Source organism: Chryseobacterium ginsengisoli (assembly GCF_039542325.1).
GTDB classification, from domain to species: domain Bacteria; phylum Bacteroidota; class Bacteroidia; order Flavobacteriales; family Weeksellaceae; genus Chryseobacterium; species Chryseobacterium ginsengisoli.
The window spans coordinates 790,275-806,847 of sequence record NZ_BAABHX010000002.1 but is presented as its reverse complement, the minus strand read 5'-3'; the positions used below and the strand labels follow the sequence as shown (position 1 = coordinate 806,847).

Below are 16,573 nucleotides of genomic sequence, written 5' to 3'. Positions count from 1 at the left end.
AATAATAGTATATCATGAAAAAATTCATTCTTGCAGCTTCTGTTCTTATGGCAGTGTATTCTTGCAAAAAAGAAGAAGGTGCTAAAACTGAAAATAAAACAGAAGTTAGTTCTGAAACACCAAAATCTAATAATAAAATTGTAACACTTAATGGCGGAATTACAGAAATCGTAGCTGCTTTAGGCCACGAAAAAGAAATCGTTGCAACCGATGTTACAAGTACTTATCCGGAATCTTTGAAAGCTACGGCTAAAGATTTAGGTCACATGAGATCAATGACGATTGAGCCAATTATGGCAGTTTCACCAACGTTGATTTTAGCTTCTGATAAAGACATCAACCCTGAATTAATGGGGAAAATCAAGGCTTCAGGAATCAAAACTGAGACTTTTAAGCAGGAATTTACGGTTGACGGAACTAAAAAATTAATTGCAGACGTTGCAAAAGCGATCGGAAATACAGATTATCAGAAACTTAATGATAAAATCGATGCTGATTTAAAACAAGTTCAGCCAATTGCTAAAAAACCAAAAGTATTGTTCATCTACGCAAGAGGAAACATGTTGATGGTTTCAGGTACAAAAACTCCGATGGATGCATTGATTGGTCTTGCAGGTGGCCAAAATGCAGTAACTGATTTCGAAGATTTCAAACCATTGACTCCAGAAGCAGTTGTAAAAGCAAATCCTGATGTATTATTCTTCTTCACAAGCGGATTAGAAGGTGCAGGAGGTAACGAAGGCGCACTAAAAATGCCGGGTGTTTTTCAGACAAACGCAGGTAAAAACAAAAAGATCATCGCAATGGATGGAGGTCTAATTTCTGGTTTCGGACCAAGATTAGGAGAGGCTGCAGTAGGATTAAACAAACTTTTAGTTGAAAGCACAAAGTAAATTATACTTTTACATTACAATAAGTGCCATACTGCTTGTCATTATAGCAGTATGGTCTCTTAATACAGGGGTTTATGACTTTGGTGGTAAATCTGCGTTTGAAGTTTTAGGAAAAGTAATTAAAGGAGATCAGAGTTTATCATTGAGTGATAAATATGTAGTTTGGGACGTAAGAGCAGCCAGAATTATCATGGCAATTCTTATCGGAAGTATGCTTGCCGTTTCAGGAACAGGTTTGCAGGGATTGTTCAAAAATCCTTTAGCGACAGGAGATTTAATAGGATTGACGTCGGGAGCGACTTTACTTGCTGCTATTGCGATTGTTTTAGGAGGACATTTCAAACAGTATCTTCCTGAAGCCGTACAATTTTCATTGGTAGGTATTTCTGCTTTTATTGGTTCTTTATTATCAATGTTGCTGGTTTACAGGATTTCCACGAGTGGAGGAAAAACCAACGTTGTTATGATGTTATTGAGCGGAGTTGCGATTACAGCAATCGGTTTCTCAATTACAGGTTTTTTGATCTATATTTCAAAAGACGATCAGTTGAGAGATTTAACTTTCTGGAATTTAGGGAGTTTGGCGGCTGCAACATGGACAAAGAACATTATTTTAGGAATTGTTTTAATCATTTCTTATATCATTTTACTTCCAAAAGGCAAAGCATTGAACGCGATGATGTTGGGCGAAAAAGATGCACAGCATTTAGGAATTAATGTAGAAAGATTAAAGAAACAGATCATTATTATTACAGCATTAATGGTGGGAAGTTCTGTCGCATTTTCGGGGACGATTGGTTTTGTAGGTCTTATTGTACCTTATATTTTAAGACTTTTATTTAAATCAAATTATGCTTTTATTTTGCCTTTGTCAGCGATTTGCGGAAGTATTTTATTATTAACTGCAGATACATTCAGCAGAAGTATTGTAGAGCCTTCGGAATTGCCGATCGGAATCTTAACAGCATTAATGGGAGGACCTATTTTTATCGCGATCTTAATTAAATTTAAAAAATCATTGTAATGATAAAGGCGCATCAGATCAGTTATAAACACAAAGAATTCCATATTCTGGATTCTGTGGATGTTAATTTAGGCTACGGTGAATTTTTAGCAATTGTAGGTCCGAATGGAGCCGGAAAATCAAGTTTATTGAGTGTTTTAGCGAATGAAGTGAAATCTAAACATCAGATTTTATTTAAAGATAAAAACATTGGAGATTGGGAAATAAGAGATCTGTCGAAACACAAATCGAAGTTTTCTCAACACAACAGCAATGATATTCCGCTTGAGGTGAAAGATGTCGTAATGATGGGACGTTATCCGTATTTCGATGCTCAGCCGAGACAGGAAGACCATGAAGCGATGAATAATATGATGTATCAAACGGATGTTTATCATTTGAAAGACAGAGAATATAATACTTTGTCGGGTGGTGAAAAACAGCGTGTACATCTTTCGCGAGTGATGGCACAGTTACAGAACGAAATTGCCCATAAACTCGTTTTTCTTGACGAACCATTAAACAATTTAGATATAAAACATCAGTATAAAGCTTTAGAAATTATTAAAAATTTCACTAAACAAGCTAATTCTGCGATTGTTGTTCTTCATGATTTGAATTTGGCAGCACAATTTGCAGATAAAATTTTATTGATGAAATCGGGGAAGGTTTCCGCATATGGAACGCCAACGGAAGTTTTTACTGCAGAAAACATTAGTGAAGCATACAACTTTCCGTGTACCATTTGCGACCATCCGATCACTAGTAACCCAATGATTATTTTTGGATAATATGGAGAAAGAAGATTTAAAAATATTAGCTCAAAATCTTGCCAATCCGAAAGGAGAAAAAGGAATTGAGATCGGCGAAATGATGAATGCGACCAACATCGGAATGACGCTGGAAAGCATTAAAACACTTTTAATAGAAGACGATGAAACGATTCTTGAGATCGGTCACGGAAATGCCGGTCATGTTAAAAGTATTTTAAATAAAGCTCAAAACGTAAAATATACAGGAATTGATATTTCCGAAACAATGCATAATGAAGCCAAAAGATTAAATGCAGAATTTAAAGATCATGCTGAATTTGTTTTGTATGAAGGAACAAAATTACCTTTTGAAGATAAAACTTTCGACAAAATATTTACCGTAAACACGGTTTATTTCTGGGAGCAACCGATTGAATATTTGAATGAAATCTACAGAGTTCTGAAAGACAATGGAACCTTTGTTCTGACTTTTGGACAAAGGGATTTCATGGAAAAATTACCTTTCACGCAGTTCGATTTTACTTTGTATAATACGGATGAAATGGAGCAAACCGTTTCTAAAAGTTATTTTAAAAGAATGAAAATATCCGAAAAAGAAGAACAGGTGAAAAGTAAAACAGGAGACGAAACAATTACAAGAAATTATACAGTTTTAACCATAAAAAAATAAAATAATGAGCACATTAGTAAACGATTTGAAGGAAAAATGGGAAGCTCTGAAAGCTGAAAATCCGCATTTGAGAATTAGAAATGCAGCTGAACAGCTTGGCGTAAGCGAAGCAGAATTATTGGCAACAAACGTAGGAGAGGGCGTTACAGTTCTTAAACCTGAATTTAAAGATATTCTAACGGATGTTGAGCAATTAGGAAAAGTAATGGCTCTTACACGTAATGACGAGTGTGTTCATGAGAGAAAAGGAACTTACCTTAATGGTGATTTCAGCAGTCCTCATGCACAACTTTTCGTAGGTGAAGATATTGATTTGAGAATTTTCCTTAATCATTGGAAATTTTCTTTTGCAGTAGTGGAAGGTGATAGAAAAAGCTTACAGTTCTTCGGAAAAGACGGATTGGCTCTTCATAAAATTTATTTAACAAAAGACAGCAACGAAGCTGGATTTGATACAATTGTTGAAAAATTCAAGGCGGAAGATCAGACTCCTGCTTTCGAATTTGAAACGGTAGCTCCAAAAGCTCCTGAAAAAGCTGATTCTGAAATTGATGTTGAAGGTTTCCAAAAAGCTTGGGCGGAATTGAAAGATACTCACGATTTCTTCATGATGACGAGAAAATTCGGAGTAAGCAGAACTCAGGCTTTGAGATTGGCTCCGGAAGGATTCACACAGAAAATCGACAATGCAAAAGTGGTAAATGTTTTGGAAGATGCTTCTGAAAAAGAACTTCCGATCATGATTTTCGTAGGAAACAGAGGAATTATCCAGATCCATACAGGAAACGTGAAAAAAGTAATGTGGCACCAACAATGGTTCAACGTAATGGATCCTGATTTCAACTTACACCTTGATGTCACGAAAATTGCCGAAGCATGGATCGTGAAAAAACCAACTGAAGACGGAGAAGTTACAGCTATCGAAGTATTCAACAAAGAAGGTGATTTCATCGTTCAGTTCTTCGGAAAAAGAAAACCCGGAATTCCTGAGTTACAAGAATGGAAAGATCTTGTAGCTGAGTTGGAAAAATAAATAGTTAGATGATTTTTTATAAGGCCGTTTTGTTTCTTCAAGGCGGCTTTTTTATTAAATTGTTTTACACTGTTTTAGATGCTTCGAGAGCCTCAGCATGACAACGCTAATACTATCTTTCTTAAGGATTTAAGTAATAATTTAATATCTACAATGTCAGGCTGAGGTTCTCGAAGCCTTTTTACAAAATATTTAAATAAAGTATATTTGTGATATTTGTGAAAACATTCTTGTCATCTGTGTTTAAAAAATAAATTAAAATAAAAATGAAAAATATTTTCATAGCGATATTGCTTGTCTGTTTCTGTTCATTAAGTGCGCAGAATTTCAAAGCCTATCAATTTTATGATAAAAAAGGAAAGGAAATTAAAACTGAAAAACTAGTCAAAGATTTGGCTGATTATGATGTGGTTTTCTTTGGCGAAAATCATAACAGTTCGATCAATCATTGGCTTCAGTTAAAAATTACGGAAGCTTTATTTGCTCAAAAAAATGGACAGCTTATTTTGGGAGCAGAAATGTTTGAAAGAGATAATCAGTCTCAATTAAACCAATATTTAAGTGGAAAATTTGATGCAAAAACATTGAAAGATTCAGCGCGTTTATGGAATAATTTTACAACAGATTACAAACCGTTGGTTGATTTTGCTAAAGATAAAAAACTGAATTTCATCGCAACGAATATTCCCAGAAAATATGCTTCTCAAACTTCAAAAGAAGGGTTGGAATCTTTGAATAATTTATCTGCAAAAGAGAAAACTTACATCGCTCAGTTGCCCATAAAAGTAACGTTGGACACTCCAGGTTATCCTGAAATGAAAACCATGATGGGTGATCACGCAGACGGAACAAAGGTGATGAATTTTATTTCAGCTCAGGCAACAAAAGATGCAACAATGGCGGAATCTATCCTGAAAAATATTCAGGCTGGAAAAACCTTTATTCATTACAACGGAAATTATCATAGCAAAGAATTCGGCGGAATTTATTGGTATATTAAACAGAAAAATCCGAACCTGAAAATGGCAGTCATTTCTGTTTTTGAAACAGAAGATCCTGAATTAAAAGTTCCTGAAAAAGATTATATCCCGACAGATTTCAATCTGATTATTCCGATTGATATGACGAAAACTTATTAGAAAATATGATATTTCTATAAATATAAACGGGCTTTAGCTTTTTTTTTATGCGAAAAGTTTGTCATTCAGAATGAAGCAATGCGTAGTGAAGAATCTACTAAATGTAAAATAGATTCTTCCTTCGTCAGAATGACAAACTTTATGTTTAAAAGACATTGGCTATATTTGTTTATATTTTTTATTCAAAATGAAAAAATTATCCTTTCTCTTCATTCTTTTCATCGGTTTTATCAATGCTCAGAAACTGACTTCAAGTGAAATTTCAATCATCAATCAAGGCGATAAGAATTCTGCATTGCCGATTTATCAGACGACGGATGAAAATCAACATAAAACATTATTAAGTCTTTCCACAGAAATCGATCCGCTTGATAAAAATGCAGCAATTTTGGTTAAAAGAATGAAGGAATCTCTCACGGCAACCGACGGTGGAGTAGGAATTGCAGCGCCGCAAGTGGGAATCAACAGAAAAATTATTTGGGTTCAGCGTTTTGATAAGGCAGGAGAACCTTTAGAATATTTCATCAATCCTGTCATTGTTTGGAGGTCGGAACTACAGAATCTTGGTCCGGAAGGTGATTTATCGATTCCTGAATTTAGAGATCAGTTTTACAGAAGTAAAGTAATTCAGTTGGAATATGTTGATTTGAAAGGACAGAAGTATTCGGAAATTGTGGAAGGTTTTACGGCTGTGATTTTCCAGCACGAAATCGATCATCTTTTCGGGATTTTAATTTCAGATAAAAAAGAAAAGGAGAAGAATGATTCTTATCAGTCTGTTGATGCTTTTAAGAAAAGTGGCTCTGTGACGAGATAATTTTAACTAATATTTTCTTATCTGCACACAAGAAACATTCTTAATTTTAATCTTTTTACCAACTTTTTTCAATAATCCTGTCTCAGAATTTCTCTTAAAAACAACGACATTTCCAGTTCCTGCATTTGTTGAAATTAAAAATTTTCCACTAGGATCAAGTCCGAAAACTCTCGGATGTTTTCCTTTTACGGATTGATAGCCAATTGTTTTTAATGTTCCGTCGTTTTGAATCGAAAATATGGCAATATTATTTTCCTTTCCGCGATTGGAAGCATACAAAAATTTTCCGTCAGGCGAAATATGAACATCAGAACTTTCAAAATCATCTTTATATTTTTCGGAATGTGTATTGATTCTTTGAAGATTATTCAGTTTTCCATTTTCGTAAGAATAGACGCTTACTGCACCTCCCATTTCTTCGATACAATAAGCAAATTTTCCATTGGGATGAAAGGTAAAATGTCTCGGTCCGCTTCCTAAAGTTGTCGGAGTAAAAGGATATTCTGATGCTTTTAATGGTTCGTTGCTGTCAGTTTCAAATTGATAGCTTCGGATTTTATCTGAGCCCAAATCGGGCAGAAAAATATACTTAAAATCAGGAGAAAAAACCGTCGAATGAATATGAGAACGATCCTGTCTGTCGGGGTTTACACTTCCTTCCGAGAATTGAAAATTCTGAACATAAGGCTCAATTTTTCCGTCTTCTGAAATCGGATAGACAGAAACACTTCCTTCTGTATAATTTCCATTAACCAACCATTTTCCGTTTTTATGAACCGTTAAATAAACGGGATTTTCACCACCGCTTTTTTGTTTATTGATAAAGGTTAAAGATTTTTTTCCAGGATTAAATTCAAAACTGCTTACACTTCCGCCATTCTCAGTTTTACTTTCTGTACAAGCAAAAACATATTTTCCATTTGGAGATACGGTAAGAAAAGACGGATTTAAAATACCTTTAAAAGTCGTGATTTTTGATAATTTTCCGCTTATTGTGTCTAATTCGTAAACGAAAATTCCTTCTAAATTTTTATCTCTATTAAAAGATCCGAAAAATGCGTAGGTGTTTTGAGAATAGAAGTTGCTGCAGGTAAAAAATGTAATGATGAAGATTATAAAGTTTTTCAAAGTATATTTTATTGATTAATAAAAACCACTGTAATTTACAATGGTTTTATTTTTTTAGATAATTTTTAAGCCAATTATTTTTAATAATTTTTTTGTTCCTGAAGATATATTCAATTGAATCACCTTTCTTTTTCGAGACAGAGTCTCCAATTTTATATTGGAAATCTAAAAGTTCTTTTTTACCATTAGAGTATTTTACAAAGGTAAAATTGTGTTCGTTTCTATCTCTATAAATATCCACAACAGTAGCGTTTCGCCTTTCATCCAACAACATCTTTCTTCTAATTTCATCACCATAAAAAACTTCACGAAGAATTATAAAACCAATAAATAATATAGCTGAAACTTTTAAATAAATCCTTGTTTTGAGAGGGATTTCTAAGTGATCTCCAAAACTTTGAGACATTTGAAAAGATTTATTTATTTACCAATTCCGCTTCAAAAACTTCCACAAAATGTTTTCTGATCTTAGCTTTAATATCTTCCATTTCTTCGGGAGTCAATTCTCTTTCCAGCTCTCTTTTTAAAGAAGTAACCTGTTTATCTTTAATACCACAAGGAATGATGTATTCAAAATAACGCATATCTGTATTTACATTCAATGCAAAACCATGCAAAGTCACCCAACGAGAAGCTTTTACCCCCATTGCACAGATTTTTCTTGCATAAGGTTTCCCTACATCAAGCCAAACTCCGGTTTCACCTTGAGAACGTTCTCCTTTTAAGCCGTATTCTGCAATTGTTCTGATGATCACTTCTTCCAGATTTCTCATGTATTTATGAATATCCGTAAAGAAATTTTCAAGGTCTAAAATAGGGTAGCCGACAATTTGTCCGTAACCATGATAGGTAATATCTCCGCCACGATTTACTTTTACAAAAGTCGCGTCGATTTCTTTTAGTTTATCGATTCCGGCAAGCATATTTTCTTCATGACCGCTTTTTCCAAGCGTGTAAACATGAGGATGCTCCACTAAAAGAAAATGATTGGAAGTTGTAATATGTTGTTCTGCAGGTAAATCGCGATTTTTTATTTTGGTATCGATAATATCTTTCATCAGTTTTTCCTGATAATCCCATGAAGGTTGATATTCTTTTACGCCTAAATCTTCAAATTCTACTACTTTATTCTGATGTGTGTTCATACCATTTTTTGATACACAAATTTAGTGATTTTTATGCTTTGATAGAATGGACAAAATCTATTGCGTTTTTCTTCCAATCTCTATTTTGCAGTAGAATATTCACAAAGGCAGTTCCTATGATTCCGCCGTCTGCTTTTTCGGTCACATTTTCGAAATCTTCTTTTGATTTAATTCCAAAACCGATCATGATAGTATTTTTAAGTTGAAGAGAAGCTAATCTTGAAAGATAGTCTTCATTTTTTAAAACTGCATTTTCATTTCCTGTTGTAGATGAGGAGCTTACAGCATATAAAAATCCTGAGCTCAAAGAATCTAAATATAAAATTCTCTCATCTGAAGTTTCCGGAGTTACTAAAAACGTGAAATTTAAATTATATTTTTCTAAAATTTTCTGATAATTTTTTTCGAACTCAATAGGTGGTAAATCCGGAATAATTAATCCCGAAACTCCGCTTTCAAAACATTCTCTACAGAAATTTTCAAATCCGAAACTTAAAACTGGATTGATGTAACCCATTAAAATCAAAGGAATTTTTATTTCGTTTTTAATGGTTTTTAATTGAGAGAATAGTTTTTCAATCGTCATTCCGTTTTTTAAAGCTAATTCATGAGCTTTTTGAATGACTGGTCCGTCTGCAACGGGATCAGAATAAGGCATTCCGATTTCTATCATATCCGCTCCGGAATCTTGTATAAGTTTTATGATTTCGGCAGTGTCTTCCAATTGTGGAATTCCCGCTGTGAAGTATATGTTGAGTTTTTTCATTTTAAAATTCTTTTTAATCCTGTCATTTCGAACGAAATAAAATGTAGTGAGAAATCTTTAATTATAAAATATTTAGATTTCCTCAATTCTTCGGATGACAAAGGTTGTTTCTAAGTCAAATGTGCGATCCGGCTTGAACGGAGCTCTTTTTGTGTAGCAAAGCGAAACAAAAAAGCGGGAGTGGAAGACGGAAATTATCGCCCAAATTATTCTATAAATGTTTCAAATACGTTTCCATATCCTTGTCACCACGACCGCTCAGACAAATGACAACAACATCATTTTTATTAAATTTTTTCTTATCTAAAATCGCCAAAGCATGAGAACTTTCCAAAGCCGGAATAATTCCTTCCAATTTTGTCAATTCAAAGGCAGATTCCAACGCTTCATCATCATTAATACTGAAAAATTCGGCACGTTTTTCTTGAAATAAATTGGCATGAAAAGGACCGATTCCCGGATAATCCAATCCTGCAGAAATCGAATGAGGCTCAATAACCTGACCGTCTTTTGTCTGCATAACCAAACTTTTACTTCCATGTAAAACACCCAAAGTGCCCAGAAAAGTTGTCGCTGCCGATTTCCCGGAATCAATTCCAAAACCTCCAGCTTCTGCGGCAATGATTTTTACGTTTTCTTCATCTACAAAATGATAAAAAGTTCCTGCTGCATTGCTTCCCCCACCAACGCAGGCAATCACATAATCAGGGTTTTGTCTTCCTACTTGTTCGAAAAGTTGTTCTTTAATTTCTTTTGAAATAATGCTCTGAAATCTCGCTACCAAATCGGGAAAAGGATGCGGACCAACCACACTTCCAATCACATAATGTGTTGTAATTGGATTGTTAATCCAGTCCCTTAATGCCTCATTTACAGCATCTTTCAGTGTTTTAGAACCTGAAGTTGCAGGAATGACTGTTGCGCCCAACATTTTCATTCTCGCTACATTTGGAGCCTGTCTCTGAATATCGATTTCGCCCATGTAAACAATACATTCTAAACCTAATAAAGCACAGGCTGTAGCGGTTGCAACGCCGTGTTGTCCAGCTCCGGTTTCTGCAATAATTCTAGTTTTGCCGAGTCGTTTTGCCAATAAAACCTGTCCCAAAGCATTGTTGATCTTATGAGCTCCGGTGTGATTGAGATCTTCTCTTTTTAAGTAAATCTGAGTATTATATTTTTGACTTAAATTTTTTGCAAAATATAAAGGAGTTGCCCGTCCAACGTAATTTTTTAACAAATCCTGATATTCCTGTTGAAAATCTTCTGATTCAATAATTTCAAGATAGTTTTTTTGTAATTCTTCTACATTTGGATAGAGCATTTCGGGGATAAATGCACCTCCAAATTCTCCGTAATATCCGTTTTCATCGGGGTTTTTATAATTCATTTTGTAATGTATTTATAAATGAAAGGTTATAATCAAATTGTTGTTTGTTGATCTGTTCGTTCTGAAATAATAACTGAATTTTTGTAGTCAGATCAATTAAAATAGTTAAGTCTAATTTAGAATCATACATTTTAACAGCAATCTCCAGATTATCAATTAAAAAATAAGAATCAAATTTCTCATACAGACAAAAAATCTTACAATAGACGATTCCAAAATCATATTTTACACTGGCTTTTACATTGCTGTCAAGTAATTTATCTGCAATAACAACCAAATGATAGCTGTCCCAATAGTGAATGGTTTCGAAAAAATATTCAACATCATTTTGGTTGAAATTTTTAATGATATCAATGAAATCACTCAATAGACCACCAAGATACCAATATTCTATATTGCTGTCATTTTCGGAGACAAGTTTGTGCAAATTCTCTACTTTTTCGTTTTCGAATTTTTGAGAAAATAAAGCTCTGCGAACAGATTTTCTTAACGACTCAAGATTTAAATTTTTAAGTCTTAAAAGCTTGAGTTTTCTCGAATAATACTTTTTCAATGTTTTGTTTTTTTTATGTTTTTTGTTGAATTCTCAAAGAATTTCCTCTGAATTTTTCACGATATATAATTCTTTAAATTTTTCAATCTGGTTTAAATTTTTCATTCCAGGTTCAATTTCAAATTTAGAATTAATATCTAAAGAAAAAGGTTGATGTTTAATAGTTGATAGTTGATGAATGTTATCCAAAGAAATTCCGCCACTTAAAAAATAGGGTAGAGGAATTTCTATTTCGTTTAATAAATTCCAGTCAAATTGTTGTCCCGTTCCTCCGAAAGCTGTTGAATCTGTGTCAAATAATAAATAGTTGATCGTTGTTGATTGCTGGTTGATTGTCTTTTGAATTTGTTCCGATTTTTGGACTCCAATTCTTATCACTTTAATAATTTCAATTTCAGGATTTAATTTTTTTCTTAATTCAAGAGTGAAATTTTCATCTTCATCACCATGGAGCTGAATGAAATTCAGATTAGCTTTTTGGCTTATTTCAACAATTTTATCAATACTTTCATTGACAAAAACTCCAACTTTTCCTTGATGTTCAATTTTTAAAATTTCTTCCAAACTCAAATGATTCAAAACATACCTGAGCGATTTTTCATAGAAAATAAAACCAAGAAAATCTGTATTCATAGAAATTAATTCTTGAATTTGATCTAATCTTGTTAAACCGCAGACTTTGAGTTTTGGTTGTTGTATGTTCATTGTTAAATTGATAAACTATTATATTGCTAGATTGAAAGAAATTCTTCGAATTTTTTACCCGGATTTTCATGTTTCATAAAATATTCTCCCATCAGAAACCCATCGAACCCTTTTTCCTTTAAAAAATTAAAATCTTCAATATTGTAAATTCCACTTTCTGCAACGGACAAAACATCGTTTGGAAGTTGGTTTTTCAAATTCACAGAATGCTGTAAATCAACTTTAAAATCTTTTAAATTTCTATTATTAATTCCAACCAAATCTATTTTTTGATTAAAATGTTGCAGTTCTTCTTCCGTATGAATCTCCAGTAAAACTTCTAAACCTAATTCATGAGAAAGCTCTGTAAATTCCTGAACCTGTTGAGGTGAAAGACAAGCTGCAATCAGTAAAACAACATCAGCTCCGATACTTTTTGCTTCATAAAACTGATACTCATCGATCATAAAATCTTTTCGCAGAATCGGAATATTTATAGCATTTCTTACACTTAAAATATCTTCAAAATTTCCTCCGAAAAAATCTTTATCCGTTAAAATTGAAATTCCGCTTGCTCCAAAACTTTCATAAGCCGAAACAACTTCCAAAGGTGAAACTTTATCATTAATGATTCCTTTCGATGGAGATTGCCTTTTAAATTCAGCGATAATTCCGATTTTACTTTTTATATTTTCTTTTAATGAAAAAGTTTTTCTTTCAAAAAACTCAGAATCCTTCAATTCCTGAACAGAAGTTTTTGATTTTGAGATTGAAACTTCTTCTGCTTTTCTTTGGATGATTTTATCTAAAATATTCATTTTCATTTTTTTTTAAGACATTCGTATTGTCATTTCGAATGGAACGGAGTGAAATGAGAAATCTATTCGATCGTTTCATTCAAAAAATTCCAAGTCGGATTAAAATCATGGATTAACTTATCTTTTTTCATTCTTGAATATCCCTTAATTTGTTTTTCTCTAAAAATTGCCTGTTCAACATCTTGAAAATGTTCATAATAAATTAAATGGAAGCATTTATATTTTGTTGTAAAATGTATTTTATCTTCTATTGTTGGGTTATTATGTTGATGCAGTCTAATTTTTAAGTTATTAGTCATACCTATATATAAAACAGTTTTATTGTAGTTTGTCAGTATGTACACATAATAATTATGAGTTCCTATTGTTTTCATCAAATGGTTGTGTTTATAGATTCTTCACTTCACTGCGTTTCGTTCTGAATGACAGAGGCGCAATTATTTTAAATCATAATCCGTTATTCTAAAAGCAATTCCAGACTTCTTAAAGCTTTTCCTCCGTATAAACTTTCCTGAGCCAACAAAAGACAATCGTCATAACTGCCAAATTTATCCGTGTGATACAACGCAACGGAAGCATTTGCCAAAACCACAGAATTTTGTTGTTCCGTACCTTTTCCGTGAAGAATATTTCTGAAAATTTTTGCTGTTTCGTGAGGCGTTTCGCCAGCTTTTATACTTTCATGAGTAATAGAATCAAAACCTAGATCTTCAGTTGAGTATACTTCTTCACCTTTTTTTGTGATAATTTTGCTGTCATGGGTTAAACTTATCTCATCATAACCGTCCATTCCGTGAACAAGAATAAAGTGACGGTCGTCTTTTTGTAATAAATATTGATAAATTCTCGCAATTTCCAAATTATAGACCCCAATCATTGAAAACTGAGGTTTTGCAGGATTCACAAGTGGTCCGAGCAAATTGAAAAAAGTTCTGAGACCTAAAGATTTTCTCAATGTACCAACAGACTGCAAAGCCGGATGAAAGTAAGGAGCATGTAAAAAACAAATGTTGGCTTTTTCAAGATCATCTTGTAATCTGTCTGAATCAACTTTAAATTCATAACCTAATTCTTCCAAAACATTGGATGATCCGGTAATGGTTGAAGCACCGTAATTTCCATGTTTGGTTACTTTTTGTCCGGCTCCGGCAACGACAAAACTTGATAATGTTGAGATGTTTATCGTATTTTTTCCATCACCACCAGTTCCGACAATATCGATAGCATCACTTGCATCCAAATTCATGGGAACTGCCATTTGCAGAAGGGCTTCACGGAAACCTTCAAGTTCTTTCAAAGTGATATTTCGCATCAGAAAAACGGTCATAAAAGCCGTAACTTCTGTAGAATTGAATTTATTTTGAGCAATTTCAATCATAATCGCCTTTGCTTCAGATTTTGACAAAGTATGATGATTAAAAAGATATTCCAGGATTTCTTTCATTTGTGAAAATTTTAAAGATTTTAATTAATTCAGAAGAAAATTTTTAATAATAATTTCTCCTTGTGGAGTTAAAATGCTTTCAGGATGAAACTGAACACCATGAACATCATATGTTTTATGTTGCAAAGCCATGATCATTCCATCTTTATCTACCGCTGTGATTTCCAGTTCTTCGGGAAAATCTTCACGATTTACAACCCAGCTGTGATATCTTCCGACTTCCATTCCGCTAGAAAGGTTTTTGAAAATCTTAGTATCATTTTTTACAAAATCGGTAGAAGTTGCCACTCCATGAAAAATCTCAGAAAGATTGATTAAACTTCCTCCAAAAGCTTCTGCAATGGCTTGTTGACCCAAACAAACGCCCAAAATACTTTTCGTAGGAGCATATTCTTTAATCAAATCCAGTAAAATTCCGGCTTCTTCAGGAATTCCGGGACCCGGTGAAAGAATGATTTTATCGTATTTATTGACTTCTTGTAAAGTAATTTCGTCGTTTTTCATGACATCAACTTTTATATCTAAAATTCTTTCAATAATTTGAACCAAGTTGTATGTGAAACTGTCGTAATTGTCGAAAACTAAGACTTTTGTTTGATTTATATTGTTGTTCATTTTTTTCTGTTTTAATTATTAATAATTTTCAACCAATTTCTCCGCTTTTTCCACTGCTTTTTTCAGAGCATTCAATTTATTGTTGACTTCCTGCAATTCGCTTTCAGGATTAGATTTTGCAACTAATCCGGCTCCGGCTTGAGAATACAGCGTATTATTTTTACTTAAAAAAGTTCGTATCATAATTGCCTGATTACAAGTTCCATTTAATCCAATCATTCCGATGCAACCACCATAATATCCACGGGAATCTTTTTCGTATTTATTGATTAACTGTAAAGCTTTATGTTTTGGTGCACCGCTTAAAGTTCCTTGCGGAAAGGTTGCTGCAACCACTTCAAAAGGATTTGTTTGTTTCGGTAAATCGGCTGTAACTTCGCTCACCATATGTATCACATGAGAAAAAAGTTGGATTTCCTTTAATTTTGTAACCGTTACATTCTTGCCCAGTTTTCCTAAATCATTTCTGGCTAAATCCACCAACATCGTGTGTTCCGCATTTTCTTTTGCATCATTTTTTAATTCTTCAATAGATTGTAAATCAGTTTCAAAATGACCTGTTCTCTTGAAAGTTCCTGCAATCGGGTGCATTGTTGCTTTGTTATCTTTAATAATTAATTGACTTTCAGGACTTGAACCAAATAATTTATAATTTCCGTAATCAAAGAAAAAAAGGTATGGAGAAGGATTGATATTTCTCAAAGCACGGTAAACATTGAACTCATCACCTTTGAATTTCTGTTCAAACCTTCTGCTTAAAACCAATTGAAAAACATCCCCTCTCATGCAATGCTTTTGAGCCGTTTTTACAAGATCAATATATTCTTCATTAGTAATATTGGAGGTTTCTTTTCCATTTTTTTCGAAAGGATAAATAACTGAATTTTGATTTTTAATCAGACTTTCCAATAAATATAGTTCCGATTTTACATCTTCAATCTGGTTTTCAATAATATGCATTTCATCATTATAATGATTGATGGCAATAACATATTGATACAATCTGTAACGAAGAATCGGGATTTCAACTTCCGGACTTTGTGCTTTGAATGCTATATTTTCAAAAAACTGAACGGCTTCGAAACTTGTATATCCGAAAAGACTTTGTGCGGTTTCTTCTACAGGATCATTGGTCTTTTCACATTCGAATATATTGGAAAATTCTTCGAAAACATCTGCTATTTTATGTTCAATAATAAACTGTTTGATAGGTTCTTTTCGGGGAAGCTTTATTTCAAATTCATTTAAATTTTTAATTTCAATTCCTGCAACAGCGTTAACAGCAATAAAAGAAAAATTATTGTCAATATTTTTGGAATCAGAACTTTCCAAAAGAATCGTATCCCTGAACTTATCCCGAATCTGCAGGTAAATATTCATCGGGGTCTGAAGATCTCCCAATGTTTTTTTGGAAACGGTTTTTATTTTTATTTTTTTACTGAACATTTGCAGTTTATTTTAAAATTTGATTTAAACAAAAAAAGACTTCAACGGTATCCGTCAAAGTCTTTATATATTATTTTTATTATTCCTGATGTAGATAAATTAACAACATGACAATAACTTCAGACCCGACGAAGAGTTTGAAAGCCACCACCAATTATTGTTGCTCTTATTAAACATAGGACAAATGTAAATATTTTTTTAATACAAAAAGCAAAAAATTCGAAAATAAAAAAACTTAAAATATTTATTTCAGGTA

At 33.1% G+C, this 16,573-nt stretch carries 19 protein-coding genes; 7 read left to right on the top strand and 12 right to left on the bottom strand.

Features of this window, described 5'->3' with window-relative positions; genetic code table 11:
- Positions 1–14 precede the first annotated feature (14 nt).
- The 7 genes from ABD940_RS08715 (at position 15) to ABD940_RS08685 (ending at position 6,328) form a co-directional block, all read left to right on the top strand.
- On the top strand, positions 15–893 hold the full coding sequence (locus ABD940_RS08715) for a heme/hemin ABC transporter substrate-binding protein (RefSeq protein WP_345202455.1): 879 nt from the start codon (positions 15–17) through the stop codon (positions 891–893).
- Positions 877–1,917, top strand: a complete 1,041-nt coding sequence (locus tag ABD940_RS08710) for a FecCD family ABC transporter permease (RefSeq protein ID WP_345202452.1) — start codon at positions 877–879, stop codon at positions 1,915–1,917. The genes ABD940_RS08715 and ABD940_RS08710 overlap by 17 nt, the downstream gene beginning before the upstream one ends.
- Positions 1,917–2,687 carry a heme ABC transporter ATP-binding protein gene (locus tag ABD940_RS08705; protein WP_345202449.1) on the top strand — a complete coding sequence of 257 codons (771 nt, stop codon included), beginning with the start codon at positions 1,917–1,919 and terminating at the stop codon, positions 2,685–2,687. The genes ABD940_RS08710 and ABD940_RS08705 overlap by 1 nt, the downstream gene beginning before the upstream one ends.
- A gap of 1 nt (position 2,688) precedes the next feature.
- Positions 2,689–3,339 carry a class I SAM-dependent methyltransferase gene (locus tag ABD940_RS08700; protein WP_345202447.1) on the top strand — a complete coding sequence of 217 codons (651 nt, stop codon included), beginning with the start codon at positions 2,689–2,691 and terminating at the stop codon, positions 3,337–3,339.
- A gap of 4 nt (positions 3,340–3,343) precedes the next feature.
- On the top strand, positions 3,344–4,372 hold the full coding sequence (locus tag ABD940_RS08695) for a hemin-degrading factor (protein ID WP_345202444.1): 1,029 nt from the start codon (positions 3,344–3,346) through the stop codon (positions 4,370–4,372).
- A 266-nt stretch (positions 4,373–4,638) separates the two neighbouring features.
- Positions 4,639–5,511 (top strand): ChaN family lipoprotein, encoded by an 873-nt coding sequence (locus tag ABD940_RS08690; RefSeq protein WP_345202441.1) that lies wholly within the window; start codon positions 4,639–4,641, stop codon positions 5,509–5,511.
- Between the two features lie 187 nt (positions 5,512–5,698).
- Complete coding sequence (locus ABD940_RS08685; protein ID WP_345202439.1) at positions 5,699–6,328, top strand: peptide deformylase; 630 nt, start codon at positions 5,699–5,701, stop codon at positions 6,326–6,328.
- A 6-nt stretch (positions 6,329–6,334) separates the two neighbouring features.
- On the opposite strand, the gene ABD940_RS08680 is transcribed toward ABD940_RS08685, so the two are convergent.
- The 12 genes from ABD940_RS08680 to ABD940_RS08625 form a co-directional block, all read right to left on the bottom strand.
- Positions 6,335–7,456 carry a lactonase family protein gene (locus tag ABD940_RS08680; protein WP_345202437.1) on the bottom strand — a complete coding sequence of 374 codons (1,122 nt, stop codon included), beginning with the start codon at positions 7,454–7,456 and terminating at the stop codon, positions 6,335–6,337.
- 46 nt (positions 7,457–7,502) lie between these two features.
- Positions 7,503–7,862, bottom strand: coding sequence for a hypothetical protein (locus ABD940_RS08675; protein WP_345202434.1), 360 nt, complete (start codon positions 7,860–7,862; stop codon positions 7,503–7,505).
- Between the two features lie 10 nt (positions 7,863–7,872).
- Positions 7,873–8,601 carry a lipoyl(octanoyl) transferase LipB gene (lipB, locus tag ABD940_RS08670; RefSeq protein ID WP_345202432.1) on the bottom strand — a complete coding sequence of 243 codons (729 nt, stop codon included), beginning with the start codon at positions 8,599–8,601 and terminating at the stop codon, positions 7,873–7,875.
- 31 nt (positions 8,602–8,632) lie between these two features.
- The gene (gene trpA / locus ABD940_RS08665; RefSeq protein ID WP_345202429.1) at positions 8,633–9,367 is read right to left on the bottom strand and encodes a tryptophan synthase subunit alpha; all 735 of its coding nucleotides are present in this window, start codon (positions 9,365–9,367) and stop codon (positions 8,633–8,635) included.
- A 211-nt stretch (positions 9,368–9,578) separates the two neighbouring features.
- The gene (trpB, locus tag ABD940_RS08660; protein WP_345202427.1) at positions 9,579–10,757 is read right to left on the bottom strand and encodes a tryptophan synthase subunit beta; all 1,179 of its coding nucleotides are present in this window, start codon (positions 10,755–10,757) and stop codon (positions 9,579–9,581) included.
- On the bottom strand, positions 10,747–11,310 hold the full coding sequence (locus ABD940_RS08655; protein WP_345202425.1) for a hypothetical protein: 564 nt from the start codon (positions 11,308–11,310) through the stop codon (positions 10,747–10,749). The genes trpB and ABD940_RS08655 overlap by 11 nt, the downstream gene beginning before the upstream one ends.
- A gap of 33 nt (positions 11,311–11,343) precedes the next feature.
- On the bottom strand, positions 11,344–12,015 hold the full coding sequence (locus ABD940_RS08650; protein ID WP_345202423.1) for a phosphoribosylanthranilate isomerase: 672 nt from the start codon (positions 12,013–12,015) through the stop codon (positions 11,344–11,346).
- 26 nt (positions 12,016–12,041) lie between these two features.
- Positions 12,042–12,812 (bottom strand): indole-3-glycerol phosphate synthase TrpC, encoded by a 771-nt coding sequence (trpC, locus tag ABD940_RS08645; protein WP_345202420.1) that lies wholly within the window; start codon positions 12,810–12,812, stop codon positions 12,042–12,044.
- A gap of 62 nt (positions 12,813–12,874) precedes the next feature.
- Positions 12,875–13,186, bottom strand: coding sequence for a GIY-YIG nuclease family protein (locus ABD940_RS08640; protein ID WP_345202418.1), 312 nt, complete (start codon positions 13,184–13,186; stop codon positions 12,875–12,877).
- Between the two features lie 83 nt (positions 13,187–13,269).
- Entirely contained in the window at positions 13,270–14,256 is a 987-nt protein-coding gene (gene trpD, locus ABD940_RS08635) for an anthranilate phosphoribosyltransferase (RefSeq protein WP_345202416.1), read from the bottom strand.
- Between the two features lie 24 nt (positions 14,257–14,280).
- Positions 14,281–14,871, bottom strand: a complete 591-nt coding sequence (locus ABD940_RS08630) for an anthranilate synthase component II (RefSeq protein WP_345202414.1) — start codon at positions 14,869–14,871, stop codon at positions 14,281–14,283.
- A gap of 18 nt (positions 14,872–14,889) precedes the next feature.
- Positions 14,890–16,317, bottom strand: a complete 1,428-nt coding sequence (locus ABD940_RS08625; protein WP_345202412.1) for an anthranilate synthase component I family protein — start codon at positions 16,315–16,317, stop codon at positions 14,890–14,892.
- Positions 16,318–16,573: the final 256 nt, after the last annotated feature.

Bases quoted from the DNA above. Each gene is read 5' to 3' on its own strand.
- ABD940_RS08715 (WP_345202455.1), top strand. From the start codon at position 15: ATGAAAAAATTCATTCTTGCAGCTTCTGTTCTTATGGCAGTGTATTCT.
- ABD940_RS08705 (WP_345202449.1), top strand. From the start codon at position 1,917: ATGATAAAGGCGCATCAGATCAGTTATAAACACAAAGAATTCCATATT.
- ABD940_RS08700 (WP_345202447.1), top strand. From the start codon at position 2,689: ATGGAGAAAGAAGATTTAAAAATATTAGCTCAAAATCTTGCCAATCCG.
- ABD940_RS08695 (WP_345202444.1), top strand. From the start codon at position 3,344: ATGAGCACATTAGTAAACGATTTGAAGGAAAAATGGGAAGCTCTGAAA.
- ABD940_RS08690 (WP_345202441.1), top strand. From the start codon at position 4,639: ATGAAAAATATTTTCATAGCGATATTGCTTGTCTGTTTCTGTTCATTA.
- ABD940_RS08685 (WP_345202439.1), top strand. From the start codon at position 5,699: ATGAAAAAATTATCCTTTCTCTTCATTCTTTTCATCGGTTTTATCAAT.
- ABD940_RS08675 (WP_345202434.1), bottom strand. From the start codon at position 7,862: ATGTCTCAAAGTTTTGGAGATCACTTAGAAATCCCTCTCAAAACAAGG.
- lipB (WP_345202432.1), bottom strand. From the start codon at position 8,601: ATGAACACACATCAGAATAAAGTAGTAGAATTTGAAGATTTAGGCGTA.
- trpA (WP_345202429.1), bottom strand. From the start codon at position 9,367: ATGAAAAAACTCAACATATACTTCACAGCGGGAATTCCACAATTGGAA.
- trpB (WP_345202427.1), bottom strand. From the start codon at position 10,757: ATGAATTATAAAAACCCCGATGAAAACGGATATTACGGAGAATTTGGA.
- ABD940_RS08650 (WP_345202423.1), bottom strand. From the start codon at position 12,015: ATGAACATACAACAACCAAAACTCAAAGTCTGCGGTTTAACAAGATTA.
- trpC (WP_345202420.1), bottom strand. From the start codon at position 12,812: ATGAATATTTTAGATAAAATCATCCAAAGAAAAGCAGAAGAAGTTTCA.
- ABD940_RS08640 (WP_345202418.1), bottom strand. From the start codon at position 13,186: ATGAAAACAATAGGAACTCATAATTATTATGTGTACATACTGACAAAC.
- trpD (WP_345202416.1), bottom strand. From the start codon at position 14,256: ATGAAAGAAATCCTGGAATATCTTTTTAATCATCATACTTTGTCAAAA.
- ABD940_RS08630 (WP_345202414.1), bottom strand. From the start codon at position 14,871: ATGAACAACAATATAAATCAAACAAAAGTCTTAGTTTTCGACAATTAC.
- ABD940_RS08625 (WP_345202412.1), bottom strand. From the start codon at position 16,317: ATGTTCAGTAAAAAAATAAAAATAAAAACCGTTTCCAAAAAAACATTG.